A 25,519-nucleotide genomic window follows, 5' to 3' on the forward strand; every position below is an offset into this window, starting at 1 on the left:
GCCACCGGCCGCCGGGCCACACCCCCACGCCCACACCCATCACAGGACCCCATTGACACAAACCCTCATAGGCTGCTCAGGGAGCGGCGTTGGCCGCGGCCTTCGCAACTCGGACTAGGAAGCAAGCGGTGGGGGCGGCGGTACCATTGACATGCAAGTAGCGACTTGCCTATCGTCAGGTGTGGCCGACGTGTTCCATGCACTCGATGACTCGACGAGGCGAGCAATCCTCGACGACCTGGTCGAACGGGACGGCCAGACGTTGTTCGAGATCTGCGGTCGTCTCACGTCTCGGCGTGGGCTAAACCTGAGCCGACAGGCGATCTCCCAGCACCTCGGCGTGCTGGAGACGGCCGGACTGGTCCACACCGAGAAACGCGGACGTTCCAAATTCCACTACTTCGACCCCACACCGCTCGGCGAGATCACCGAGCGGTGGCCTGCCCCTCGAAAGGACCTGCCATGAGAATGACACTGATGTCCGTCTTCGTCGACGACCAGCGCAAGGCACACGAGTTCTACACCGAGATACTCGGATTCACGACTCGCCATGATATTCCGATGGGGGAGAACACGTGGTGGTTGACGGTGGTCTCCCCTCACGATCCCGAGGGGATGGAACTCCTTCTCGAACCGTCTGGCCATCCCGCGGTCAAGCCCTACCGGGACGCGCTCATCGAAGACGGAATCCCGTTGGCGCAGTTCGCCGTCGACGATGTGCAGGCCGAGTACGAGCGGCTACGGGGCCTCGGCGTGGAGTTCACCCAGGAACCGACCGATATCGGACCTGCGGTCGTCGCGGTCTTCGACGACACGTGTGGAAACCTCATCCAGATCGCTGCGACGAAAGACGTTGCCCCGCAGTGACTATTGCTGTGGAAGTAGCGACTCAGACGCGGGGGATGCCGGTTGTCGGGTAGTCACCGGCGCCTCGAGCGGAGGAATGTCGACCGCGCGGACCGATAGGTCCTTGATCAGCTCTTCCCACGCGCCGATGTTCGTCGCCCTCTTCTTGCGTGACCCGATGTCGTCAGTCCACCGAGTGAGCGCGGGCGCGGCTATGTACAGCGGCCTTGCTGGATCATTCTTGTTCGCCTCGAGCAATCGCGACTGACCCTTGTGACGCACGGTTTCTCCGCGCATCCGCAGCGGGCCGAACGCGAGCTTGAAGATGTTGACGATGCGGTACGCAGCGTTCATCGACTTGTTGGTCGCGTACTTCTCGTTCGACGGGTCGATGGGGAAGCTGATAGGCGTGAATCGCTTGTAGCAGAACTGCAGGCCCGCAAGTTCCGCCTCGCGCACCATCCAGGACAGACTCAATTCCGACGGTTCGGTGACCGCCAGACCACCGCCGATGTCGGAGTGGACCCCCTCGAACCACACCTGTTTGACATCGATCTCGCCCTCATCTGCCTCGTCGACTTCCCAGACGCAGGGATCGAATGTCAGCCGACGTTCGTCGATGGCGAGCGCCTGTCTGGCCACTGCGACGTTCTTGCCGAGCTTCACGTCGTGGAACTTGTGCTTGACGCGGGTGATGCCGGGAACGCCGAGGGCACCAACGGTGTCGAAGACGCCGATGAACTTGACCGGCACCGGGGCGCCTGGGGTCTTCGCCGGGCGATCCTCCCGCTTCATCCGGTAGTGCCGCAGGACCGTTTCGAACAGGTTCTCGGTCGGGTGCTGCGCGAGTTCGAGCGGGGTGACCAGGCCGATGTGCCAGATCATGCCCCCGAGACTCCGTGCAGTGTATGCGCCGCGACTGAACCCGAAGACGAAGATCTCATCACCGGGCTCGTAGTTCAGGGCGAGGAATCGGTAGGCATCAATCAGGTTGGCATCGAGGCCGCGACCGAACGCCCCGCCGATGACGCGGTCGGACCAGCCCGACCCGGTTCCCACACCGTTGACGTAATGGACCAGCTGCACAGCGCCGTCGTCGGCATCGGTGGTGACGGCTCGGGCGATCTTCTCGACATTCGAAATTTGTGGGTCCTTCGACGACTTCCACGTGCCGTCGCAACAGACCACCAGACGCTTCTTCATTTTTCCGACCCTCCACAGGCTCGCACGCGGCCCACCCGCAGTAAACGGTAATAGCTCCGACGGTTCGATGCGATAGGCGTCGGTCGTACGGTTTACTGCGGTCATGAGGTTCATCGACATCGCGGCCCGGCGAATCACGGTCATCTGTACCGCCGTACTCGGGGCCCTGCTGCTATCCGGACTCGGCGGCGTGCCGGCGAATGCCGCGCCGCCCACCGCCGGCCTCGATCCAGCGCTGGCGACGGCCTACCAGCAGGCGTCGAACACCGCACGCGCACAGGGGGTCTCGTTGTGGATCACGTCCGGTAAGCGGACAGACGCGGAGCAGCGGCAGATGTGGCGTGATGCGATCGCGACCTACGGCAGCCCGGAAACTGCTCGACGGTGGGTCCTGCCGGCGGAGGAGTCGCCACATGTCAGCGGCCACGCCATCGACGTCGGCCCTCGGGAAGGCGCCGCTTGGCTCGAACGAACCGGTTACCGCTGGGGTCTGTGCCGAACCTTCGCCAACGAGTGGTGGCACTTCGAGCTAGCGACCGTACCCGGTCTTCCGTGCCCTGCGATGTGGCCCGACGCCGCGGCCCGCGCTGACCAGCTTGGCCGTTCATGATGGCCCGGTTCGATGACCCTTCGTGACGGCCCTCCGCAAGCTCCGGGCCTCCTCAGGGAGCGGGGGGACACGGCCCTCCGCAAGCTCCGGGCCTCCTCAGGGAGCGGGGGGGGCGGGGAGATGATCGCAAGCGAAAATTGACGTGCCGAATGTGTCGAATGGCGTCCGGCACGCTCGTCATCACTGCACACGGACCGACGAGCGGCCCGCTGAACGAGAGGCCAGATCATGCATTACTCGCTGCTGCTGCACTACCCGGAGATGGACGCGTCGACCCTCGGTGAGGAAGCGATCGCTCAGGGACAAGCCGCCTTCGCCGCCTACACGACGGCCCTCCAAGACGCCGGCGTGCTCGTGAGTGCCGAAGTCCTACAGCACTCGGACGTCGCGACGACGCTGCGCAAGGTCGACGGCCGGCTCGTCGTTCAGGACGGCCCCTTCGCCGACACCAAGGAGCAGCTCGGCGGAACCGTCGTCATCGATGTCGACGATCTCGACGCCGCAATCGAGTGGGCGCGTCAGGCACCGCCGATCGAGTGGGGTGTCGTGGAGATCAGGCCCGGCGCGACCTACACCGTCGATGGTGCGTGGACACCCAACGCATGACCCGACGAGAAGCGCACACCGCCGCCGAACATGCTGCCCGCGAGTCGTATTCGCGGCTGGTGGCGCTTCTCGCCGCCGCGTCGGGGGATCTCGCTCTCGCGGAGGATGCACTGGCCACCGCCTTCGAACGTGCACTCACCTCGTGGCCGTCAGATGGTGTACCCGCGAACCCGGAAGGCTGGCTGCTCACGGTCGCACGCAACCAGCTGCGCGACGTCTGGAAGTCGGCGGCGCACCGTACGTCGAAGATCCTCGACGACACCATCTCTCCCGGAGCAACCACAGTGACCCCCTTCGACGATGTGGACCCCGACGCCATTCCCGACAAGCGGCTCGAATTGTTGTTCACCTGTGCGCATCCGGCCATCGACGCCGCCGCCCGCACGCCACTCATGTTGCAGTCGGTGCTCGGCTTCGAGGCCGCCGACATCGCGACCGCCTTCACGGTCGCCCCGGCAACGATGTCGCAGCGCCTCGTGCGCGCCAAACGCCGGATCCGCGACGCCCGGATACCGTTCGTCGTTCCCGACCGCGCGGCGATGCCGGAGCGACTCCCCGCTGTGCTGGAAGCGGTCTATGGGTGTTTCGCGATCGCATGGAACGACGCCGACGGGACCGATCCCGACACCGTCGAATCGATGGCGGGGGAGTCGCTGCACCTGGCCGTCACGCTCGCCGCGCTGCTCGACGATCCCGAGGCGTGGGGTCTCGCTGCACTGATCGCGCTGTCGTTGTCGCGGGCGCCGGCACGGACCGGCCCGTTCATCCCGCTCGAGGAGCAGGATCCGGCCACCTGGGATGCCGCGCTCATCCGGGACGGGGAAGCGATGCTTCGACGCGCATCGGCGTTCGGCCGGCCGCACGGTCGGTTCCAGCTCGAAGCTGCCATGCAGTCGGTCCATGCCGACCGCGCACGCACCGGTGTCGTCGACTGGGCCGCATTACAGTCGCTGTCGTCCGCGCTCATGGCCGTGGCGCCGACGCTTGGTGCGCGAATCGCCCACGCTACGATCGTCGGGCGGGCGAGCTCTCCCGCAGATGGGCTATCCCTGCTTGACGAGTTGGGCGGTGACGCCGCGGGTTTCGGCCCGTTCCACGCGGCGAAGGCAGATCTGCTGGTTCGGGCCGGGCACTCCGACGCGGCGCGTGAGCACTTCGAGCGGGCCGCCGAGCTCACCGGCGACGAGCGAGCGCGAGAGTATCTGCGACGACGTGCGCGCGAGGTTGTTTAGGGATCGTCGCGAGCCCGACGGAAAACGACGCACGGTCGAGGGTGGCGCCGGCCTGGTGTCACCAAACGGCGGGAATGCCTGATTCTGGCAACACGGACGACCTAATGTGTGACTCGGGACACAACTGTGCCGGACCCTCACCGAGGGCTTCACAACGGGTCGAGCCCCGCTCGACGAATGGAGGCAGTCATGACTGCAAGTGCCGAGGTCACGAACGATCTGACCACCGAGCCGTACCGCTCGCGCCGCAATCACTGGAACAACCAGGTCCGCCGGCACGCCATGATGACCCCGGACAACACGGCGATCACCTACCTCGACAAGAACACGACCTGGAAGGAACTCGACGACCGGTCGCGCGCCTTCGGGGCCGCACTCCACCGGCGGGGTGTCCAGTTCGGTGATCGGGTCATGATGGCCCTGCTCAACCGCACCGAGTACATCGAGGCGATTCTCGGGGCCACTCTCATCGGCGCCATCCCGGTACCGGTCAACATCCGCATGAGCCCCGCCGAGGTGGCCTACCTCGTCACCGACAGCGGTACGAAGGTCGTCGTCACCGAGACCCTCCTCGCGCCGATCGCGGACGCGGTCGCCGGGTCGACCGGTCAGATCGAGACCATCATCGTCGTCGACGGCAGCGACAACGCCGACCATCTCGACTTCGAGACCCTGCTGGCCGAGGGCGCGTCGGAGCTGCCGGAGGTCGACGTGCCCGAGGACACCGTCGCCGCCATCATGTACACCTCGGGCACCACCGGAAAACCCAAGGGCGCCATGCTCACCCATCAGAACATCCAGGCGCAGGCGGTGACGACGATCGCCACGGCCGGGGCACAGTCCGGTTCCGATGACGTCGCCTCGATCGTGCCGCCGCTGTTCCACATCGCGGGGATCGGCGGCTTCGCACCGATCTTCTACCGCGGGATCCGCGCGGTGCTCCACCCGCTCGGCGCGTTCGATCCCGACACCATGCTCGACACGCTGGAGCGCGAGGGCGTCACGTCGGTCTTCATGGTCCCGGCTCAGTGGCAGGCCGTGTGTGCGGCGCAGAAGGCGCGCCCCCGGAAGCTCAAGCTGCGCACGATGAGTTGGGGCGCGGCCCCGGCGTCGGACACCGTGCTGAACGCGATGAACGAATCCTTCCCGGAGGCCGCCAACATGACCGCGTTCGGTCAGACCGAGATGTCACCGGTGACGACGATCCTCGAGGGCAAGGATGCACTGCGCAAGCTCGGATCGATCGGCAAGGTCGTCCCGGCGGTAACCGCGCGCATCGTCGATCCGCTGATGAACGACGTCAAACCCGGTGGGGTCGGCGAGATCGTGTATCGCGGACCCAACATGATGATCGGCTACTGGAACAAGCCCGAGGCGACCGCAGAAGCCTTCCGCGGCGGCTGGTTCCACTCGGGCGACCTGGTGCGCCAGGACGAAGAGGGTTTCCTCTACGTCGTCGACCGCGCCAAGGACATGATCATCTCGGGCGGCGAGAACATCTACTGCGCCGAAGTCGAGAACGTCCTGTTCAGCCATCCGAGCATCACCGAGGCCGCGATCATCGGTCGCGCAGATGAGAAGTGGGGCGAGGTGCCGGTCGCCGTGGTCGTGCTCGCCGAAGGCGTCGAGGACCTCACCCTCGCCGATCTCGAGCCGCACCTCAACGAGAACCTCGCGCGGTTCAAGCACCCCAAGGACCTGGTGATCATCGACGAACTCCCACGCAACGCCGGGGGGAAGGTCGTCAAGCCACGGCTCCGAGATGCCTACGGCAGCAAGGACGCCGGTCTGTCGAACTGATCACCGCCCGCTCCATGAGGTGAGCGTCCGATTTCTATGCTCCCTGAGGTGAGCGTCCGATTTCTATGCTCCCTGAGGTGCGAGCGAAGCGAGCCACGAAGGGTTTGGCGACGCATCTCACCAGGCCCTTCGTGGCTCGTCGCTAACGCTCCTCGCACCTCAGGGAGCGGGGGTGGGTCGCTTGCGCTCCTCGCACCTCAGGGAGCAGGGGTTAGGTCGTTCTCACGGATTTGGAAGCAGAGGGGGCGCAAGAGCGAAAGCGACGAGCCACCACGGGCTTCCGATCACTCCGGGTCGGCGAAGCGCGCTTCGCGTCGCGCCATCCCGGCGTGTACCGCCTCCATCTGATTGGGGGATCCCATCAGTCCGACCTGGAGTTCGCTCTCCAGCATCAGCGCCGCGGCCGGATCCCTGCCCGCCCACGATTCGTCGTAGAGACGCTTGGCGGCACGGACCGCGTGCGGCGACTTCGATGCGATCTCGTGCGCGAGATCCAGTGCGGCGGTGAGCGGATCGTCGACGACGCGGGTGACCAGCCCGAGTCGTTGGGCCTCGGCGCCGTCGACGATGCGTCCGGTGAACGTGAGTTCCTTTGCCACATCGGCGGACACGAGTCGCGGGAGGGTCTGGGTGATGCCCATGTCGGGCACCAGTCCCCACTTGACCTCCATGATGGACAGGCGCGCGTCGGGGGTCGAATAGCGGATGTCGGCGCCCAGCGCGATCTGCAGGCCACCGCCGAAGCAGTTGCCGGTGATGGCCGCGATCACCGGTGCCGGGATGCGGCCCCAGTCCAGTGACACCCGCTGCGCGTGGTTGCCGAGTACGCCCGGTTCGCGCTCCAGCAGCGAGTTCACCCCGCCACCCTGACCCAGGCTCGACACGTCCAGGCCGGAACAGAAACTCTTGCCCGCACCGTGTACCACCACAGCCCGGACGCGGTTGTCCTCGGCGAGGGTGCCCGTCACGTCGATAAGCGCATTGAACATCGCCGGATCGAGCGCGTTGTGTTTGTCGGCCCGGTTGAGCGTCGCCGTGGCGACACCGGCGTCGTCGATGTCCACGACGATCCGCTGCTCGGTCATGTATCTACTTCCGATCTGTTGTGGGTGGGTGTTTGATCTCGCGGAGCTGACGTCCGCGGCGCTGGTAACGCCAGATGAAGTAGCCGACGCCGATCGCCAGAACGACCCCGATGATCACGCCCCAGGCGGTGGCGGCGCGGAAGCCGGGCGCTTCGACGTCGAAGATGCGCTCGCCGGCATGCGCGCCGTTCCCACCGCCGGCGACCACCGTGAGGGTCAGCAGGTTGGGGATCGCGACGAGCACGCCGAGAACGGCGAACATGATCGTCGGGACGTTCTTCATGCGGCTTCGGTTGACGAACGCCAACGTGAAGAACAGCACGGGCAAAAAGGTGCACACGATGCCGAGAACCAGGCCGGTGCCGATGCCGCGGCTGAACGATCCTTCGACGCGCTGCCCGATCTGACCGGCCCACCAGCGCGGCAGGAACGCCTCGAGGATGAAGTAGGTGACGACGAGCAGCGCGGCGATGACGAGCCCGATCACCACCTTCTTCACCACGGAGTTCGCGCGTTCGGCGGCGGTCGGCTTGACCGGGGTCGTCCCATCGGTCGTCGAGTCGGTCGGCGCGACGCCGGGCGTGGCTCCGGCGGAATACTGGGAGGCTTCCGGTGGCGGCGCGGCGGGAGGCACCGCTCCCGTCGGGTACGCGCCGGAGGGCGTCTGTCCGGGCCCGCCCGGGGTCGGCGGCTGTCCGGATGGATTGGCAGAGAACGGTTCGTTGCTCATGGGCCGAGTGTATGCGCGGACCGCCGCCCGCCCGCCCGGAAAAGCACCCGTGCACTCACCGCTTCCGGATGCCGCCGTAGATTCCGCGACGGACGATCCACGGTTGCAGGATCGTGTCGACCGACCACGCCGGGAATCGGAACGGTCGCCCGTTGGGCGCGAACACCTGCAGACCGTCGGCCTGGACACCGAGCACCGAACCCCAACGCCGCCGTGGGGGAGCGTAGCGCCGCGCACGGCCCGGCCGCCCGGTGAGGTCGGACCGGATGTTGTGTGCGAGCAGACGATCGGCACGATTCCGAGCGGAACTGCGGAGGTCGTCGGTCGCCGCGACGTCGCCGATCGCGTAGACGAGATCCGCTCCGGGTACGCGCAGTTCGGCCGTCACGCGCACGAAGCCCGACGGATCGAGCACCTCCCGCGGAAGCCACTCCGTGTTCGGTCTCACCCGGCCGATGGCCCAGAGCACGGCATCGGCCTCCACCGGCGACTGCCCTGTCGAGAAGTTCACCGGCCCCGGAGTGATCTCGTCGCAGCCGAATCCGTCGGGCACGACCGCACGATGGCCGCCGTGCACGCCGACGCCGAGCCGGCGCAACCGCGCAAGGACGATGGCCCATGTCCGCGGATGATGCTGCGGCAGAGCACGTTCGCCCGGGTGATACAGGTCGATTCGCTTGCCCGGCCAGGTCTGCGCCAGGTTGGCGGCGGCACTCACCGCCGCCGCACCGCCACCGATCACCGCGATGGTCTCGGCATCAGCGAACCGTGCATGAGCCGAGCGCAACTCGGCGTCGACGTCGGCTTCCGACTGCAGTTCCGGATGTCTCCAGAACCCATTCCGCACGCCGGTGGAGATGACCAGCGCGTCGAAACGCTCGACCCTCTCGGTGCCGTTGGCGTCGGCGACGGTGACGGTGCGGTCACCGAGGTCGGCACCCGTCAGTGTGCCGTGGACGGTCCGGATGTCGTCGAGCTTCCGGAAGCGCCTGAACGGAATCCGGTAGTCGCGCGCCCACGCATCGGGCCGGCTGATCCGCAGCCCGAGTTCCTGCCCGCTGACAAGCCCCGGCTTCGACGAGATGCCCACGACGTCGGCATGCCGGGCGAGATGGATCGCGGTCAGCACCCCGGAATCACCGAGACCGGCGACGACGACGCGTGGTCGGCTCACGCAGTGACCTGATCCGGCGGATGTGCGGCCGAGCGCGGGGGTCGGGGGACGAAGCGAGGCACCCGGTCGATGACGTCCTGGTAACCGGGGCGCCGCTCCAGACTGCGCTTCTCCATCATGGGGATGCTCGCGCCGAGGAACATCGCCAGCATCAAGACCGCGCCCACGAACAGCCACCACCAGTCACCGGGCGAGGCGGCGAGCCCGAACAGGGCCATCGACACCCAGAACAGGACCTCGCCGAAGTAGTTCGGGTGTCTCGACCAGGCCCACACTCCGGTGTCGAGGACGGCGCCCGGTTTTCGGTGAGCGGCGAACCGTCGCAGCTGCCCGTCGGCGACGTACTCGAGCGCCGTCGCAGCGAGTCCGACGACGGCCGCAACCGCCGTCAGCCACGCGAGCACGCCGCCGGTATGAGTGACCGTGACGTAGATCGGGATCATGCCGAGAAACACCTGGATGGTGGGGAAGACGTGGATCGCCATCAGGTCGACGGGCAGTTCCGCCCGGCCGGCACCGGCCTTCAGCATCGGGTACCGCCAGTCCTCGTGGTGGAGACCCGGCCAGCCGATCGCCCAGTTCGCGGTCAGACGGATCGCCCAGGCACCGATGACGACGGCGATGACCCAGCAGTGCACAGCGTCGATCCCGACGTCACCGGCGGCCCACCAGTAGATGAACAGCGCGGGCGGCACGACGCTCCAATAGGCGTCGTAGAAGCTCGAATTCCCGTAGAACCGGCTGAACGCGAAGATCACGAGGGTGGCGAGCAGATCGGCGATCAAGGTGTCGATCCAGAGGTAGGCGGTGGCCGGACCCCAGACTAGCCAGGCGGCGGCGACCGCGAAGGCCAGCACGTAGGCGATCGTCACGCGGACGAACGAACCGCTTCGGCTGATGGTGCTGTCGGTGCTCACGGGCGTCTCCATCACAGCTGTTCTTCGATGGATCCGGCGAGTTTCTCCGGCTTGGTCGTCGGCGAGTATCGCGCGACGACGGACCCGTCCCGTCCGATGAGGAACTTGGTGAAGTTCCATTTGATCCGGCCGCCGAGCACGCCGGATTTCTGGTCCCGCAACCACGCGAACAGCGGGTGGGCGTCGGGACCGTTCACATCGACCTTCGCGAACATCGGGAAGGTCACGTCGTAGGTCAGCGAGCAGAAGTTCTTGATCTCCTCCTCGTCGCCCGGCTCCTGGTGCCCGAACTGATCGCACGGGAAGCCGAGCACTCGCAGACCCTTGTCGGCGTAATCCCGGTGCAGTGCCTCCAGACCGCGGTACTGCGGGGTGAACCCGCACTGCGAGGCGGTGTTCACGATGAGCAGGGGAGAGCCCTGGAACTGCGAGAGTTCGACGGGATCGCCGTCGATGCCGGTGGCGGTGAAGTCGTACACAGAGGTCATGCCGCTACGCTACGTGCCGATCAAGCACTTGCTTGGGAAAATCGTCGAAGCGTCCCGGGGTCACTCACCGAATCGCTCGGTCCGGATGCGGGTGCGGTCGTGTCCGGCCTCGACCATCCACTGTGCGCAGTTCTCGACGAACCGGTTCGGACCGCAGATGAACACGGTCGGCGAAGTGGCCGGATCCATGGTCAGCGCGGCGAGTTCGTCGGCGGTGAGACGTCCCGCGGGCCGCGTCGCGTCGTCGGGTGCCACCCGGGTGTGGATCAGGTGAACATCCATGCGGCGGTGCGCGATCAACTGCCGGATCTCATCGCGGTAGTAGACGCGTTCGGGACTGCGGACCGAGTACACGAGGGAGAAGGGGGTCTGCGGCGCCTCGACCTCGCGGCTGCGGATCATCGACATGAGTGGCGCGATCCCGGAGCCACCGCCGATCAGTTGGACGGGACGGTCGTCGCCGGACGGCCAGGTGAACCAGTATCCGTGCGGATCGCTGATCTCCAACGGGTCGCCGACCTCCACCATGTCGACGAGGTAGGGCGACACCTCACCGTCTTCGAGTCGTTCGACGGTCACCTCGATCGACCGGGTCTCGCGGACGTCGGACAACGAGTAGGCGCGTGCGGTGGAGTAGCCGTCCTCGGCGGTCAACCGGATGTCGACGTGCTGGCCGGGCAATGCGTGGACGGCCTCGGGGAGAGCGAGGCGCAGCGCTCGCGCGGTTGGGGTGAGGTCGACGACCGCGGTGACCGTCGTGAGATGCCAGGTCGTCACGAGTAGCGCTGTTCGCGCCAGGGGTCGCCGTACATGTGGTACCCGCGTTCCTCCCAGAATCCAGGCGCGTCTTCGGCCATGAAACGAAGTCGCCGAACCCATTTGGCGCTCTTCCAGAAGTACAGGTGTGGCACGAGGAGGCGAGCCGGGCCGCCGTGCTCGGCGGACAGGGGTTCGCCGTCATAGGTGTCGGCGATCCAGCCGCGGCCGTCGACGAGATCGGCGAGCGGCACGTTGGTGGTGTATCCGCCGTGGCAGTGCGCCATCACGAACGGGGCCGGTTCCCACGGCAGCGCCTGCAGCAAGGTGTCGAACGAGACCCCCCGCCACCGGGTGTCGAATTTCGACCACCGCGTGACGCAGTGGATGTCGGTGGTGATGTCGTCGTGCGGCAGTTCCTGGAACTGGTCCCATGTGAACGTGGCGGCCCGGTGGTCCGCGGATTGCACGGCCAGCATCCAGTCATTCGGAACGATCGCGGGTGTCGGCTCCGCGGACAGGACCGGGAAATCGAGTGTCGTGTACTGACCGGGAGGGAGACGCCGCGCGTCGCGGTCGCGGCGCCCCACGAACCCTCGGTTGACGATCGCCATGGTCGCGGAGTCTACGCGGCTCGCATGTATTCGGCCCGCCCGCTTCGCTCCCGGCGCCGCCTAGTCGGCGCGGCATTTTGGTGCGGTCAGGCGAAATCGAACAGCATCGGTACCACGACGACGACCGCGGCCGCCCAGAGTGCGAACACCGGCAGGTAGTCGGTCTGCCACCGCTCTGTCGCATCGAACCCGCGGCGGCGGCGGACGAAACCGAAGAGCAGGTACGCCGCCCACGACAAGTTCACCAGCAGGACGAGATTGAGACCGAGCGCCACCGTCTTGTTGGCCGTGAACCCGAACTCCGCGATCCGCGACGCCATGATCGTCAGCATCACCGCGTCGACCGCGAGTGCGGTCACGACCAGAATCAGCTGCAAGCGGTCGAAGAGTTCCGGGCGCAGATGCGGATCGCGCGCCGAGATCGCGTACAGCAGCAAGCCGAGCACGACCACGAGTATCAGGTCCACCAGGATCAGCAGTTCACGGTCGACGTCCACGACGTCGCCACTGGTCACCATCGCGATCAGCAGCACGACGAGCATCACCGCGGTGACGGGCGTGAAGACCTTGGTCAACACCGGTGCGATGTTCTCGACCACGCTCTGCTTCGCCTCCACCAGCCATGCCGCCAGCAGGACGATGCCGGGCGCGGCGATGGGCGCCAGCCACTGGGAGATCACGGTGTCGACGTCGATGTCGAGCGCACCGAATGCCCCCGCGGTCAGGCCGGTGAGGACTCCCGCACCGAGGCCGAGAAGCGTTGCATACACGACCCATTCGCCAGTGAACCGGATGAAGTCCATCCGACGCGGTCCGGACGTCCAGCGGCCACCGACGTAGGTCACCCCCATGAGGAACCACAGGACGATCGGCGCGTGGATCGCGACGATGGCCTGGGTGGTGCCGTCGTCGACGAACGGGTAGACGTTGACGACGATTCCGGTCACGACGAATGCACCGATCACCGTGAGCGCGGTTCGCGTCGAGACGCGGCGCTTCCAACCGAAATACAGTGCCATGAAAGGAAGTACGAGCAACGCGGCATTGCGGACGAGTACCCATTCCGGCATGACCTCGACGGCGACGCGGACGGTCGTGGCGGCCGCGACGACGAGGCCGATCACGACTCCGAGTTCATGACGTCGTCGGCCCAGATCGCCGGATGGTTCCGCGGTCAGCACCAGCTGCTTCCACAACCGGTCGGAGTGCTCGCGGGCGAACTCACGCGACAGCGCATCGACGCGGCCCATGCGCTTGACGGCGACCAGGAACGCTTCGTCGTCGTCGAGGCCACCGGCGGCGAGGTCGGCGATCTGCCCGCGGAGGTGGTCTTCCATCTCGTCGGCGTCGGTGGTGGCGATGGCTTGGTGTCGGAGAACGTATCCGCGCCATCGGTCGATCTGGCTCTCGAGCTCGGTCTCCGCGGTCATGCCAGGCCCTCCGCGGTCGGCGGCAGGGCGACCGTCCGCCACACCTGGTCGAGCGCGTCGGCCACGACCTCCCACTGCGACCTCCGCTCGGCGAGCGCGGCCAACCCCGATGCCGTGATCGAGTAGTGCTTGCGACGCCGCCCGGTCTCGGCCTTGCCCCAGCTCGCCTCGACGTGGCCGGCGCGCTCCAAACGGTGCAGGAGGGGATAGAGCATGCCGTCGGTCCACTCCATCCGACCACCGGACATCACTCTGACCCGCTTGAGGATGGCGTACCCGTAGGACTCGCCCTCGGCGAGAATTCCCAGCACCAGCGGGGTCGCGGACGCGGCCACCAGGTCCTTCTCGATATACATAGCACTCCTATACCTAGAACTGCTATGAGCATAGCAGTTCTAGGTATAGGAGTCCTCGGACCGACGTGGGCCGACTACTTCTTCGACAGAGACGACTCCTTGTGGGCTGCCTTCGAGCCCGTCTTCGACGACTTGACGATCCAGTACGGCTCGTCCTCGCTGGCCTTGAACTTCTGCCCCTCGAAGGTGAATTCCTTGGTGTGCTTCTCTTCCGCAGTGCCCTCGGTCTCGCCCTGAGAGGTGTTCCAGCGGACGGTGTCGTTCTTCTTGATCGCCATGGCGGCAGTGTGCCCCGCCGACATCGACGGTCAAACCTTCTCCGCTGCAACAGTCGCTGTGGAACGATCATCACGTCGTGTCGAGCCGGAGGTACGCATGAGCGTCGAACGTTCCGAGAACCCGCAGAGAACCGAGCCCGCCATCGACGTCCGGGGTCTGCGTAAGTCGTTCGGTAGGTTCGAGGCGCTTCGCGGACTCGACCTCGAGGTCGCGCGAGGGGAGGTCCACGGCTTCCTCGGGCCCAATGGCGCGGGCAAGTCGACGACGATCCGGGTCCTGCTGGGTCTGTTGCGCGCGGACGGGGGAGAGGTCCGACTCCTCGGCGGCGACCCCTGGCGTGACGTCGTCGAGCTGCACCGCCGGCTGGCGTACGTACCCGGCGACGTCGCGTTGTGGCCGACGATGACCGGCGGGGAGATGATCGATCTGCTCGGCTCGATGCGCGGCGGACTCGACGAGGGGCGCCGGGCCGACCTGGTTTCCAGGTTCGAGCTCGACACCTCCAAACGTGGACGGCAGTACTCCAAGGGAAACCGGCAGAAGGTCGCGATCGTGGCGGCGCTGGCATCCGATGTCGAGCTGCTCATCCTCGACGAGCCGACGTCGGGCCTGGACCCGTTGATGGAGAACGTCTTCCAGGAGGTCGTGGGGGAGGCCACCGCCCGCGGTACCACCGTGCTGCTGTCGAGTCACATCCTCGCCGAGGCGGAGACCCTGGCGGACCGGCTCAGCATCATCCGCGACGGGGCCGTCGTGGCGACCGGCTCCTTGGCAGAGCTGCGGGGTCACACCCGCACTTCCGTTCGTGCCGAGCTGGATTCGGCGCCGAGCCCGGACCTCGTGGCGCAACTGCACAACGCCGAGGTGCACGATATCGATTCGCACGACCACGACTCCGGCGGGCTCCGACTGAGTGCGACCGTGGACTCGGATCAGATCGGTCCGGTGATGTCAGCGCTGACCGCCTGCGGCCTGCGATCGCTGACGGTCGAACCGCCTTCACTGGAAAGCCTGTTCCTGTCGCTGTATGAGAAGAACGACGTGTCCGCCGGAGAACGGTGAGGCGATGACTGCATCGACGATCGGTACGCCGCCGCTGTTACGGGCCTCCCTGCACCATGAAGGTCGCAGCTTCGCGCCGTGGATCGTCTTGCCCACCGCACTGGCCGTGTCGTCGGTCATCGCCTACCCGTTACTGTTTCCCGACGCCGCAGAACGCGCCGCATTCGCCACGACGATCGGCTCGAATCCCGCACTCGGGCTGATCTTCGGACCCGCTTACGACCTGGCCACGGTCGACGGATTCGTCGCGTGGCGCAGCCTCGCACTCGGCGGGTTCATCGCCGCGCTCGGCGCGATCTTGATCGTGGTGAAAGCCGCACGGGGACAGGAGGACTCCGGCCAGGCCGAACTTCTCGCCGCGGGGGTGCTCGGACGTGCCGCCCGACTGTCGACCGCGTTGATCATGGCCGGCGTGTGCTCGATCGCCATCGGCATCCTGGCGGGTCTCGCGACGTCGCTGTGCGGTGGGGCGTGGGGGTCGTCGTTCCTGCTCGGCGCCGGATTCACGGTCACCGGTTGGATGTTCGGCGCGATCGCGGCGGTCAGCGCCCAGGTGGGTTCCGACGCCAGGGCCGCCACCACGATCGCCGTGTCGCTGCTCGGCGTCCTGTTCGTGCTGCGCGGGTTTCTGTTCTCGGTGGACGCACCGACGTGGACCACATGGGTCAATCCGCTGGGATGGATTCAGGAGACCAGACCCGCGACCGGCGATCACTGGTGGCCGTTGCTGATCGGCGTCGCGTTCGCGGTCGTCGTCGGCGCAGCGGCTTTCGCATTGCAGCGTGCACGGGATTTCGGTCAGGGACTCATACCGGCCCGGCCGGGCCCGGCACGGGGCCGCATCGGCTCGCCACTGGCGCTGGCGATCCGCCTCAACCGGGCGCCGATCGTCGCGTGGACGGTCGCGTTCGTCGGACTCGGCGTCATCTTCGGCTACTTCACCCGGTCGGTCCGCGGCCTGCTGACCGCGAATCCCGCCATGGCCCAGATCTTCGCCTCCGGCGCGGCGTCGCCCGCGGACCTGGTATCGGCCTTCGTCACAACGATTCTCGGCCTGGTCGGGATCATCGCATCCGTGGCCGGGGTCCAGATCGTCAATCGCATCCGGACCGAGGAGCTCGACGACCGCGCGGAAGCGGTGCTCGCGACCGGCGTCAGCCGTCCGAGGTACTTCGGCGCCGTCACCGGTGTCGCCCTCGTTGTCCCCGCCGCGCTCGTGACCATTGCCGGGCTGGTCGTCGGCGTCTTCGCCGCCACGGCCGATCTCGGCCTCGGCTTCGGCGACGTGTTCCTCCAGTCCATCGCCACGATCCCCGCCGTGTGGGCGGTCGTCGGCATCGCCGTCGCCGTCATCGGCGCCCGACCCCGCGTGCGGCCCGCGATCTGGCTGGGCGTCCTGGCGTCTTTCGTGCTCACGATCCTGGGCCCGAGCTTTAAACTCCCGGACTGGGCGCTGGGCTTCAGCCCGTTTCATCACGTACCGGATGTGTCTGCTGCCCAGCCGGATTGGTGGGGACTGGTCTGGGTGGGGGTCGTCGTGGTGCTGCTCGTCGCGCTGGGGTTCGCCGGCTTCCGCCGGCGGGACATCCCGTGAAGACGCCGCACCTTACTCATGTGCGAGCCCGACAGCTGCTCCCTGAAGTGCGAGCCCAATAACTGGTCCCTGAGGTGCGAGCGAAGCGAGCCACGAAGGGCTCCGCAACCTGTCTCACCAGGCCCTTCGTGGCTCGTCGCTGGCGCTCCTCGCACCTCAGGGAGCGATGGTCATGTCGTTCCTTCGGATGAGGGAGCAGAGGGTGGCTCGCACCGCAAGGACCGTACGCATCAGCCCAGCGCCGCCGCGAGGCGACGCCACTGCTCGCGCGGGAAGCCCCGGTGGTCGGCTTGGAGCACCTGGACGCACACGTGGTCGGCGCCGGCGGACCGATGCTCGTCGATCCGCTTGAGGATCGCCGCGTCGTCGCCCCAGACGATCAGAGCGTCGAACAGGCGGTCGCTCACCGAGCTCAGGTCGTCCTCGGAGAACCCGAGGCGTCGAAGGTTGTTCGCGTAGTTAGGCATCGCGAGGTAGCCCTTCAGCCACTTGGTGCCGACGGCGCGCGCCTCGTCGCGGTCGGTGGCGAAGATCGCCGTCTGTTCCGGTGCGAGCAGCGGACCGTCGCCGAGGGTCTCCCGGGCGACTTTGGTGTGGTCCGGGGTCACCAGGTAGGGGTGGGCACCGGCGGTCCGGTCGGCCGAGAGTTGCAACATCTTCGGCCCGAGGGCGGCCAGTACTCGTGCATCGGCCGGCACCGGCTGCGGTGCGTCGTCCAGACCGTCGAGGAACGCCTTGGTGGTCGCGAGCGGCTTCTGGTAGCGACCGGCTTCCTGGGCGTCGATCAACGGCGCGTGGCTGATCCCGAGGCCCAGGAGGAAGCGAGGACCGAACTGCTCGGTGAGGCGCACATGCGCGGCCGCGACATCGTGCGGCTCGTGCATCCACATGTTGAGGATGCCGGTGGCGACGACGGCCTTCCGCGTCGCGCCGAGCAGGTTCTCGACCGAGTCGAGCACCGGACCCCCCACATCGGGGATCCAGAGGGCCGTGAATCCCAGGTCGTCGAGCTCGGCAGCCGCTTCGGCGGCCTCCCCGGTGTCTCCGTACCGTAGCGGTGAACTCCAGATTCCTACGCCGTCGAGTTTCATGCCGTCGACACTACCGATCGAGCGATCGGGCCGCGCCGAAGCGTCCGACCCGAGTCAGCTCTGTGTCGGTCGTCCCGCCGTCGCCTCCAGTCGTGCGTCCATGGCGGCCGTCATCCGCTTGAACACGTTGATCGCGACGACGCCCGCGACGATGAGGACGACGCCGGCAACTGTCCCGAGGGAGTCGGTGACCAGTCCGGAGATGCCGATCGCGAGAACGTAGATCGGCACCCAACCGAACAGATGCATGATGCTCTCGGGCTTCTCGTCGGTGGCCCAACCCTCACGAACCGCAGCCCGGTAGGTCGCGTAGTCGGGATAGAACTCGGTGAAGGCGATCGCGAAGATCGTGCCGCCGATCTGGATGATCCATCCGGTCCAGAAGTTGTTCGGGTCGTCGAGCACCAGATCGCCGAATGCGCCCGAGATCGCGGCGACGCCGAAGCCGCCGACCCACGCCCAGGTGATGACGTAGTTGATGTGGATGAACAGCGGGCTGTCCCAGAACTCCTTCTCGGTGCTCTCCCGCGCGTACTGCAGCGTGAAGGGCTGACGGATCACGATCGAGCCGAACGCGAACGCGACGAGGGCGATGTTCGTCATCTCCCCGCCCCACCGCTCCAGCCAGTTGATGACGCCGTCGGAGGCGAACAACGCGATGAGCGCCATCGAACCGAAGTACGTGACGTCGAAGACCTCGAGCAGTTTGACGCTCGAACCCCGTTTGTGGCCGCCGATCACCAGCAACAGCGACAGCGCGAATGCCGTCGCCGCGGCTTCCTCGAACCTACCGGGTCCGGCGAGCAGCGCCATCAGGATCCACGGGGACATACCCGCGAACGGCGAGTTGAGGAACAGGGTCAGTGCCCGACGAGCGCCCGACGTCGGCGGCGGATCAGTCCGCGTCGAATCGCCCACCGGAGGATCGGGTTCGTTGCTCATTGCTGAATTGTGGGACGCGACGCGGTATTCCGCAGCATTTCCGGTTCGATGCGGCCCGAGCGGCGAGCCCGGGCCGCATCGAGGTCGGCGGTTCGTCACACCATTCACGCATTGGGCGCGAGGACGACCGCCGCGTTGTGTCCGCCCATTCCGAGGGAGGTCTTGAGGGTCAACCCGCTGACCAGATCGGTTCGTCCGTCGAGCAATTGCGGGATGATCGCGTCGGCGGTGCGCGGGGTCGCCGGTACCTCACCCCGCTCGTATCCGAGCAGCGAAGCAGCGAGTTCGACGGCCCCGGCAGCGCCTTGACAGTGCCCGGCCAGCGGCTTCACCGAGAACACCTCGGCGTTGGGCAGCATGGTCTCGGCGATGGTGGCCTCGGCGTGATCGCACTGGCGGGTCCCCGGGCCGTGCGCGTTGAGGTAGCGGATGCTCGCGCCGTCGACACCGGACATCGACAGCGCCTGCTCCACGCACGACCGCACGTTGGTCAGCTCCGGGTCGATGGATGTGACGTGGAAAGCGTCATGGGACATCGCGCCGCCCAGCACGTCGGCGTATCCGTCACCGGACCGGTTCGTCATCGTGAACGCGATGGCGGCCTCACCGAAGGTGAATCCGCGGCTGCCCTCCTGGAACGGGCGGCAGGCGCTGAGCGCATCGGTGTCGGTGATCGCCACGCCGAGTTGCACGAACATCGCGACCACCTCGGGCTTGGCCGACAAATCGGTGGCCACCACGACGACGTCGTCGACGAGATCGGAGTCCAGCCACGACTTCGCGGTGACGATCGCTGCCGAGCCCGAGGTGCACATCGCCGACACGTTGATCGCGGGTCCGCGAAATCCGTACTCCTGCATGAGCAGGGAGACCGGCGTCGACGGGGTCACCGAGAGGTACTGCCGTCCGGTGTACCGGCCGACGCCCGAGGTCACCATCGGATACATGTCGAGATCGCCGAGCACGCAGGCGTGTACGAGTCCCACCCGCACACCCGGCTTCCAGCCCCGAGCCATGGCGTCCTCGATGGCCTCTCGTGCGGCAGCACGCATCGCGCGTGAGAAGCGCGTGCGTCCGTCGAACGGGTCGCCGCCGTCGGGTACCCGCACGATCCACCCGGGCTCATCCCGACCGGATTCGCCGACGCCCTCGCGCGTCTCGGAAGGCTGCCCGCCGACGAAGCCGAAACCGTGGTGCAACGCGGCTGCCGACTTCCCGGACGTGAGACCGTTCCACAGTGCATCGCGGCCCCATCCGTAGCCACTCACGGCTCCCAGGCCTGAAATGGTCGAGCGCTGAATCGTCATGATCGTGAACTTTCTGTGCGATATGCGATGGAGTGAGATCCATCGCGGCAGCCCTCGTGGGCGACCCGCCCTCAGGATCCCGCGCAAACCCGACATTTGACCAGTTCACGCAGGTATTCGACGCTCGAATACCCAGTTGGCGCACACTTGCATCACGCAGCGCCCATATTTCGAAGCCGCGTGGGGGAGGATGGGCATCGGGGGGATGACGATCGGAGGGGGCGGCGCGGTGGGACGACCGAGGGCTGACGGCGATGACCGGCCCGGACTCGTCGCGCCGGATGCCGAACCCATGGCCCGTCCCAGTGACGCCGCCGTCGCCGAGCGGTATCGCCTACTCCTCGAGTTGAGCCCGGACGCCATCGCGGTCCATCAAGACGGCCTGATCGTCTACGTGAACTCGGCAGCGCTGGCGTTCGCTCGCGTCGACGAACGCGACGCCATGCTCGGACGGTCCATCGCCGACTTCGTCCATCCCGACGAACTGCCACATATGCTCGATCGGATCATCGGCATGGGGGAGGAGGCCGGCGCGTCGACCGTGCCCGAAGAAGTGGTGATGGTCGACGCGCACGGGGTCACCCGCCCCATGGAGGTGACGTCGGTGCGCACCGTCTGGCAGGACAAGCCTGCGTATCAGGTGATCTTGCGGGACATCACAGCTCAGAAAGCGATCGAATCGGCCCTGCGACGACAGGCGGCGCTCCTCGATCACGTCAGCAACGCGGTGATCGCCGTCGACGACCACATGACGGTCACTTCCTGGAACCCGGCCGCTGAGCAGATGTACGGCCTGCGGGCGTCCGAGGCGATCGGACAAAATATCGACGACGTCGTCGGAGCGCACGTGGACCCGCACGCGGCGGTGTCGTTGGGCGGCACCGTCGATCAGTTGCACCGCCGTTCCGACACCGGGCGATCGTTTCTCGCCCACACCTCGGTGACGACGATGGATGACGGTTTCCTCATCGTCGCCGAACCCACCCGTCGTCCCCTCATCGAGCGGCTGGGGACGATCCTCGCCGCGCTGCACCAGGCGGTCATCGTCGTTCGCGAGGACGGCGACATCGAACTCGCCAACCCGGCCGCGGGGACAATGCTCGGTTCCGAGGCGGTCCCGGGTGCCCGGGTCCACGAACTGCCGCTGGACTTCGACGGCGACGAATCACCGATCGCACGTTGCCTGCGCACCCGTGAGGCGGTCACCGACGCGACCGCGACGATCACCACGCCCGCCGGCGAGCGTTGGCTCTCGTGCAGTTGCCGGCCGATCGACGACGACGGCGCCGAGGTGGTCGTCCTGGTGTCGTTCGCCGACATCACCGACCGTTACCGCGAACGCACCCAGCTGGCGTGGGAAGCCGTACACGATCCGCTGACCGGTCTGTACAACCGCTCGGGGATCATCCGCGAACTCGAGTCGCACATGGCCGGACTCGACGACGGAAACAACGCCTTCTGCGTCGCGATCTTCTACATCGATCTCGACAATTTCAAGCTGGTCAACGATTCGCTCGGCCATGCCGTGGGTGACGAGGTGCTGCACACCGTCGCACAGCGATTGGCGGCGGCAACGCCCGACGAGGCCTCGGTCGGCCGGATTGGTGGGGACGAATTCGTTCTCGTCGCCACCCTGGGGATCGCCTGTTCGGCCGACGAGATCGAGCAGCAGATCGACAAGATCCGGGGGACGGTGTACGAGCCGATCGCGGTGAGCACCCGCACCGAACCGCTCAAGGTGGAGGCGAGCATCGGCGTGGCGACGGTCAAGGCCGGTGACGACTACACCGCCACCGACCTGCTGCGCGATGCCGACATCGCGCTGTATCAAGCACGCAAGGCTTCTCGTGCGCGCTACGTCCGCTTCCAGACGCAGCATCGGGAGGAACTGCAGCGCCGGCAGCGCATCGAAGAGGAACTGCGGCGCGTTCTCGACACCGACACCGATCAACTCGAGATCCACTATCAGCCGATCGTGTCGACCGTCGACGGCGCCCTGGTGGGCCTGGAAAGCCTTCTACGCTGGCGTCACCCGGAACTGGGGTCGATCTCGCCCACCGAGTTCATCCCGCTCGCAGAAGGATCCAATCTCATCGACCGGGTGGGCAACTATGTGCTGGAGACAGCGGCCGCCGAGGTGGCCGCTGTCGCCGAACTCCGTCGGGTGATGCTGTGCGTCAACGTCTCCCGACGGGAGCTCACCAATGGCCAGTTCCCCGACCGGCTCCGGGACACGATCACCCGCTCGGGCATGGACCCCGCCGCGTTCTGCCTGGAGATCACCGAGAGTGCACTGGACCCGCTCGACGGAGACCTGCTCACCCTGTTGCGCAACGTGCGCGAACTCGGAACACACGTGTCGCTCGACGATTTCGGGACCGGTGCGTCGTCGTTGAGCGAGTTCTACCGCCTGCCGGTCAGTGTCCTGAAGACCGCGAAGTCCTTCGTCGACGCTCTCGACGAGCACCCGAGCGCCACATCGATCCTCGCCGGCATCGTCACCATGGCGCACGCGGCCGGGATGCGGGTGGTCGCCGAGGGAGTGGAGACGGAGTCGCAGGCCGCCACGGTCGCCGAGGTCGGTTGCGACCTCGCGCAGGGCTATCACTTCGGGCGTCCCGCCCCGCTGGCCGACGTGATCGGGTCCGGAGTCCGGATCCGGGCGAATCCCGGTGTCTGGGAGACCGGCTGACCTGTCCGCGCCAGACCAACACTGTCACCGAGGCGTCCCACGCCATACCGTGGGGCGTATCTGCGCTATGCATGCGACTGTGTCCGTTACCGTCAGACTCGGCGATGCACGCGAGTAGATTGATCGCCACGTCGATTACCCGGCGTCCATGCAACCGGACAGCGAGGTCACGGACATGACACACATTCTGCGGTGGACTCCTGCAACGCTCTGGACGGCGTCATGACCGACGCGGAGCGGCAAGTCGCCGAGCAACACACGGCGAAGGTCATCGGTGTCACGGTCGCCGCGGCGGTCGGTGGCTTCCTGTTCGGTTTCGACAGCTCGGTCGTCAACGGCGCCGTCGACTCGATCGAAGCGGACTTCGCCCTCGGCAAGCTGATGACCGGCTTCGCCGTCGCGATCGCGTTGCTCGGCTGTGCGCTCGGCGCATGGTTCGCGGGCCGATTGGCCGACGTGTGGGGCCGCAAGCGCGTGATGCTGCTCGGCTCCGCGCTTTTCATCATCAACTCGATCGGCACCGGTTTCACACAGACCATCCCGGACCTGCTCTTGTGGCGTGTGCTCGGCGGTATCGGCATCGGTATCGCATCGGTGATCGCTCCCGCATACATCGCCGAGATCGCTCCGGCCCGCTTCCGCGGCGCCCTGGGGTCTCTGCAGCAGTTGGCGATCACGATGGGCATCTTCGCGGCACTCCTCTCCGACGCCCTGCTCGCCGACAGCGCCGGCAGCGCGTCGAACGACTTCTGGTGGGGCCTCGAGGCGTGGCGGTGGATGTTCCTCGTCGGTGTCGTGCCCGCCGTCGTCTACGGTGTGCTGGCGCTGCTGATCCCGGAGTCGCCGCGATACCTGGTGGGCCGCAACCGTGATGCCGAGGCGGCCCGGATCCTGCAGGAGGTGACGGGCGAGGAGAACCCCCTCGAGCGGGTCAAAGAGATCAAGCTGACGGTCAAGCGCGAGGCGAAGTCGTCGATCAGGGACATCGCCGGACCGTCATTCGGGCTGCACCCGCTCGTCTGGGTCGGCATCTGGCTGGCAGTCTTCCAGCAGTTCGTCGGTATCAACGCGATCTTCTACTACTCGACGACGCTGTGGCAGTCCGTCGGCTTCTCCGAGGCCGACTCGTTCAAGACATCGGTGATCACCGCCGTCATCAACGTCGTCATGACCTTCGTGGCGATCCTGTTCGTCGACCGCATCGGGCGGCGGAAACTGCTGCTCGGCGGTTCGGTGGGCATGTTCATCGGCCTGCTCATGGCGTGTATCGCGTTCACCCAGCAGATCGGCGAGGGCGAGAACATCACGCTGCCCGACCCGTGGGGTGTGGTCGCACTGATCGGCGCCAACCTGTTCGTGGTCGCCTTCGCCGCGACGTGGGGCCCGGTGATGTGGGTGATGCTGGGGGAGATGTTCCCCAACCGCATCCGCGGTGTCGCCCTGGGCGTCTGCACGGCCGTGAACTGGGTCGCGAACTTCACCATCTCGATGCTGTTCCCGCCGATGACCGAAGCCGTCGGACTCGGAATCATCTACGGCTTCTTCGCCTTCTGCGCCGCGGCCTCGTTCTTCTACGTCCTCCGGAAGGTCGAGGAGACCAAGGGGATGGAGCTCGAGCAGATGGATTCGGTGGCAGAGGCGCGACTGTCGCAGTTCACTGCGGTCCGTGCGGCGAAGGACAAAGCCTGAATGTTCGATCTGCGTGAGCTCTCCAGCCGCGTCGTCGCCGCCCCCATGGCCGGTGGTCCGAGCACCCCGGAACTGGTGGTGGCCGCGGCATCGGCCGGCGGTGTCGGCCAGCTCGCCGCGGGGTACCAGACTCCCGACAAGGTGCGCGCCGACATCGCGGCCGTGCGGACGGCCGGCACCGAGGTCTTCGGTGTCAACATCTTCGTTCCCGAGGCGGAGCCGGTGAACCGCGACGACCTCGCCCGCTACCGCGCCGAACTCGTCCCGTATGCGCGAAGTCTGGGCGTGACGCTTCCCGAGGTCGAGGACCTGGGCGAGGACGATGACCACTTCGACGACAAGATCCGGCTGGTGTGCGACGAGCGGATCCCGCTCGTGTCTTTCGCGTTCGGGTGTCCCGCACCCGAGGTCGTCGCCGAATTGCACCGGCACGGGTGCAGTGTCGGGGTCACGGTCACCACGGCCACGGACGCCGAGATCGCCGGTCGAGCCGGTGCTGACTGGCTGTGCGTGCAGGGTCCCGACGCCGGTGGCCATCGATCGGTCTTCGACCGCCGGACCCCTCCTCCCACAGAGCCGCTCGACGACTTGATCCGCGCGGTCGCCGACCGGGTGCCGCTGCCGATCGTGGCGGCGGGTGGGATCTCCACGTCGGCCCGGGCCGACGAGGTCCGATCCGCGGGACCCGTTGCGGTGCAGGTGGGTACGGTTTTGTTGCGGACCACCGAGGCCGGCACCAAACCCGCGCACGGGGCGGCTCTCGCCGATCCGGACCGAACCGACACCGTGGTCACCTGGGCGTTCAGCGGCCGACCGGCACGCGCCCTGCGAAACCTGTTCACCGACAGGTTCTCCGACGCCGCGGTGGCCGAGTACCCGGCCGTCAACACGTTGACCGGTGGCATCCGACGCGCCGCCAGCAACGACCCCGACGGGATCAACCTCTGGGCCGGGAGCGGATACCGCGACGCCGTCGAGGAGTCGGCCGTCGATACCATCGCCCGGCTCGGGTGATC

At 66.9% G+C, this 25,519-nt stretch carries 25 protein-coding genes; 11 read left to right on the forward strand and 14 right to left on the reverse strand.

Going from position 1 to position 25,519, the window contains the following annotated elements:
• Positions 1 to 151: 151 nt before the first annotated feature.
• The gene (locus AS181_RS05130; protein ID WP_058250504.1) at positions 152 to 466 is read left to right on the forward strand and encodes an ArsR/SmtB family transcription factor; all 315 of its coding nucleotides are present in this window, start codon (positions 152 to 154) and stop codon (positions 464 to 466) included.
• Entirely contained in the window at positions 463 to 867 is a 405-nt protein-coding gene (locus AS181_RS05135) for a VOC family protein (protein WP_058250505.1), read from the forward strand. The genes AS181_RS05130 and AS181_RS05135 overlap by 4 nt, the downstream gene beginning before the upstream one ends.
• Here AS181_RS05135 and AS181_RS05140 read toward each other — a convergent pair whose 3' ends face one another.
• A complete protein-coding gene (locus AS181_RS05140; protein WP_058250506.1) occupies positions 868 to 2,049 on the reverse strand; it encodes a DUF2235 domain-containing protein in 1,182 nt (393 codons plus the stop codon). It abuts the gene before it with no gap.
• Positions 2,050 to 2,152: 103 nt separating this feature from the next.
• Between AS181_RS05140 and AS181_RS05145 the strand changes: the two genes are divergently transcribed.
• The 4 genes from AS181_RS05145 to fadD5 all read left to right on the forward strand — a co-directional run bounded on the left by AS181_RS05145 (position 2,153) and on the right by fadD5 (position 6,297).
• Complete coding sequence (locus tag AS181_RS05145; RefSeq protein WP_058250507.1) at positions 2,153 to 2,659, forward strand: M15 family metallopeptidase; 507 nt, start codon at positions 2,153 to 2,155, stop codon at positions 2,657 to 2,659.
• 228 nt (positions 2,660 to 2,887) lie between these two features.
• Positions 2,888 to 3,265 (forward strand): YciI family protein, encoded by a 378-nt coding sequence (locus tag AS181_RS05150; RefSeq protein ID WP_058250508.1) that lies wholly within the window; start codon positions 2,888 to 2,890, stop codon positions 3,263 to 3,265.
• Positions 3,262 to 4,497, forward strand: a complete 1,236-nt coding sequence (locus tag AS181_RS05155; RefSeq protein WP_058250509.1) for an RNA polymerase sigma factor — start codon at positions 3,262 to 3,264, stop codon at positions 4,495 to 4,497. Before AS181_RS05150 ends, AS181_RS05155 begins: the two co-directional genes overlap by 4 nt.
• 189 nt (positions 4,498 to 4,686) lie before the next feature.
• Positions 4,687 to 6,297, forward strand: a complete 1,611-nt coding sequence (gene fadD5 / locus AS181_RS05160; protein WP_058250597.1) for a fatty-acid--CoA ligase FadD5 — start codon at positions 4,687 to 4,689, stop codon at positions 6,295 to 6,297.
• Between the two features lie 284 nt (positions 6,298 to 6,581).
• Here the strand turns inward: fadD5 and AS181_RS05165 are convergent, their stop codons facing one another.
• The 10 genes from AS181_RS05165 to AS181_RS05210 form a co-directional block, all read right to left on the reverse strand.
• Positions 6,582 to 7,382 carry a crotonase/enoyl-CoA hydratase family protein gene (locus AS181_RS05165; RefSeq protein ID WP_058250510.1) on the reverse strand — a complete coding sequence of 267 codons (801 nt, stop codon included), beginning with the start codon at positions 7,380 to 7,382 and terminating at the stop codon, positions 6,582 to 6,584.
• A 4-nt stretch (positions 7,383 to 7,386) separates the two neighbouring features.
• The gene (locus AS181_RS05170; RefSeq protein WP_058250511.1) at positions 7,387 to 8,112 is read right to left on the reverse strand and encodes a hypothetical protein; all 726 of its coding nucleotides are present in this window, start codon (positions 8,110 to 8,112) and stop codon (positions 7,387 to 7,389) included.
• A 55-nt stretch (positions 8,113 to 8,167) separates the two neighbouring features.
• On the reverse strand, positions 8,168 to 9,286 hold the full coding sequence (locus AS181_RS05175) for an FAD-dependent oxidoreductase (RefSeq protein ID WP_058250512.1): 1,119 nt from the start codon (positions 9,284 to 9,286) through the stop codon (positions 8,168 to 8,170).
• Entirely contained in the window at positions 9,283 to 10,215 is a 933-nt protein-coding gene (locus AS181_RS05180; protein ID WP_078113851.1) for a DUF1295 domain-containing protein, read from the reverse strand. The genes AS181_RS05175 and AS181_RS05180 overlap by 4 nt, the downstream gene beginning before the upstream one ends.
• Complete coding sequence (locus tag AS181_RS05185) at positions 10,215 to 10,691, reverse strand: glutathione peroxidase (RefSeq protein WP_058250513.1); 477 nt, start codon at positions 10,689 to 10,691, stop codon at positions 10,215 to 10,217. The genes AS181_RS05180 and AS181_RS05185 overlap by 1 nt, the downstream gene beginning before the upstream one ends.
• A 60-nt stretch (positions 10,692 to 10,751) precedes the next feature.
• A complete protein-coding gene (locus AS181_RS05190) occupies positions 10,752 to 11,468 on the reverse strand; it encodes a ferredoxin reductase (protein WP_058250514.1) in 717 nt (238 codons plus the stop codon).
• Complete coding sequence (locus AS181_RS05195) at positions 11,465 to 12,061, reverse strand: sulfite oxidase-like oxidoreductase (protein ID WP_058250515.1); 597 nt, start codon at positions 12,059 to 12,061, stop codon at positions 11,465 to 11,467. The genes AS181_RS05190 and AS181_RS05195 overlap by 4 nt, the downstream gene beginning before the upstream one ends.
• An 86-nt stretch (positions 12,062 to 12,147) precedes the next feature.
• Positions 12,148 to 13,491, reverse strand: coding sequence for a permease prefix domain 1-containing protein (locus AS181_RS05200; RefSeq protein WP_058250516.1), 1,344 nt, complete (start codon positions 13,489 to 13,491; stop codon positions 12,148 to 12,150).
• Complete coding sequence (locus AS181_RS05205; RefSeq protein ID WP_058250517.1) at positions 13,488 to 13,847, reverse strand: PadR family transcriptional regulator; 360 nt, start codon at positions 13,845 to 13,847, stop codon at positions 13,488 to 13,490. The genes AS181_RS05200 and AS181_RS05205 overlap by 4 nt, the downstream gene beginning before the upstream one ends.
• A 74-nt stretch (positions 13,848 to 13,921) precedes the next feature.
• A complete protein-coding gene (locus AS181_RS05210) occupies positions 13,922 to 14,125 on the reverse strand; it encodes a DUF2945 domain-containing protein (RefSeq protein ID WP_058250518.1) in 204 nt (67 codons plus the stop codon).
• Between the two features lie 97 nt (positions 14,126 to 14,222).
• Here AS181_RS05210 and AS181_RS05215 point away from each other — a divergent pair, with 97 nt between their 5' ends.
• Together AS181_RS05215 and AS181_RS05220 are read left to right on the forward strand one after the other, a co-directional pair.
• On the forward strand, positions 14,223 to 15,188 hold the full coding sequence (locus AS181_RS05215; RefSeq protein WP_058250599.1) for an ABC transporter ATP-binding protein: 966 nt from the start codon (positions 14,223 to 14,225) through the stop codon (positions 15,186 to 15,188).
• 4 nt (positions 15,189 to 15,192) lie between these two features.
• Positions 15,193 to 16,782, forward strand: coding sequence for an ABC transporter permease (locus AS181_RS05220; RefSeq protein WP_058250519.1), 1,590 nt, complete (start codon positions 15,193 to 15,195; stop codon positions 16,780 to 16,782).
• A 230-nt stretch (positions 16,783 to 17,012) separates the two neighbouring features.
• Here the strand turns inward: AS181_RS05220 and AS181_RS05225 are convergent, their stop codons facing one another.
• The 3 genes from AS181_RS05225 to AS181_RS05235 all read right to left on the reverse strand — a co-directional run bounded on the left by AS181_RS05225 (position 17,013) and on the right by AS181_RS05235 (position 20,122).
• Positions 17,013 to 17,873 carry an LLM class F420-dependent oxidoreductase gene (locus AS181_RS05225; protein ID WP_058250520.1) on the reverse strand — a complete coding sequence of 287 codons (861 nt, stop codon included), beginning with the start codon at positions 17,871 to 17,873 and terminating at the stop codon, positions 17,013 to 17,015.
• A 54-nt stretch (positions 17,874 to 17,927) separates the two neighbouring features.
• Positions 17,928 to 18,815 (reverse strand): hypothetical protein, encoded by an 888-nt coding sequence (locus AS181_RS05230; protein ID WP_231742282.1) that lies wholly within the window; start codon positions 18,813 to 18,815, stop codon positions 17,928 to 17,930.
• Positions 18,816 to 18,919: 104 nt separating this feature from the next.
• Positions 18,920 to 20,122 (reverse strand): beta-ketoacyl synthase N-terminal-like domain-containing protein, encoded by a 1,203-nt coding sequence (locus AS181_RS05235; protein ID WP_058250522.1) that lies wholly within the window; start codon positions 20,120 to 20,122, stop codon positions 18,920 to 18,922.
• Positions 20,123 to 20,414: 292 nt separating this feature from the next.
• On the opposite strand from AS181_RS05235, the gene AS181_RS05240 reads away from it, so the two are divergent.
• The 3 genes from AS181_RS05240 (at position 20,415) to AS181_RS05250 (ending at position 25,517) form a co-directional block, all read left to right on the forward strand.
• Positions 20,415 to 22,814: a sensor domain-containing protein gene (locus AS181_RS05240; RefSeq protein WP_231742292.1), complete on the forward strand. Its 2,400-nt coding sequence runs from the start codon at positions 20,415 to 20,417 to the stop codon at positions 22,812 to 22,814.
• Positions 22,815 to 23,036: 222 nt separating this feature from the next.
• Positions 23,037 to 24,503, forward strand: a complete 1,467-nt coding sequence (locus AS181_RS05245; RefSeq protein ID WP_058250601.1) for a sugar porter family MFS transporter — start codon at positions 23,037 to 23,039, stop codon at positions 24,501 to 24,503.
• The gene (locus AS181_RS05250) at positions 24,504 to 25,517 is read left to right on the forward strand and encodes an NAD(P)H-dependent flavin oxidoreductase (RefSeq protein WP_058250523.1); all 1,014 of its coding nucleotides are present in this window, start codon (positions 24,504 to 24,506) and stop codon (positions 25,515 to 25,517) included.
• Positions 25,518 to 25,519 lie beyond the last annotated feature (2 nt).

Origin of the sequence: Gordonia sp. SGD-V-85, assembly GCF_001456905.1 — a bacterium.
GTDB classification, from domain to species: domain Bacteria; phylum Actinomycetota; class Actinomycetes; order Mycobacteriales; family Mycobacteriaceae; genus Gordonia; species Gordonia hongkongensis.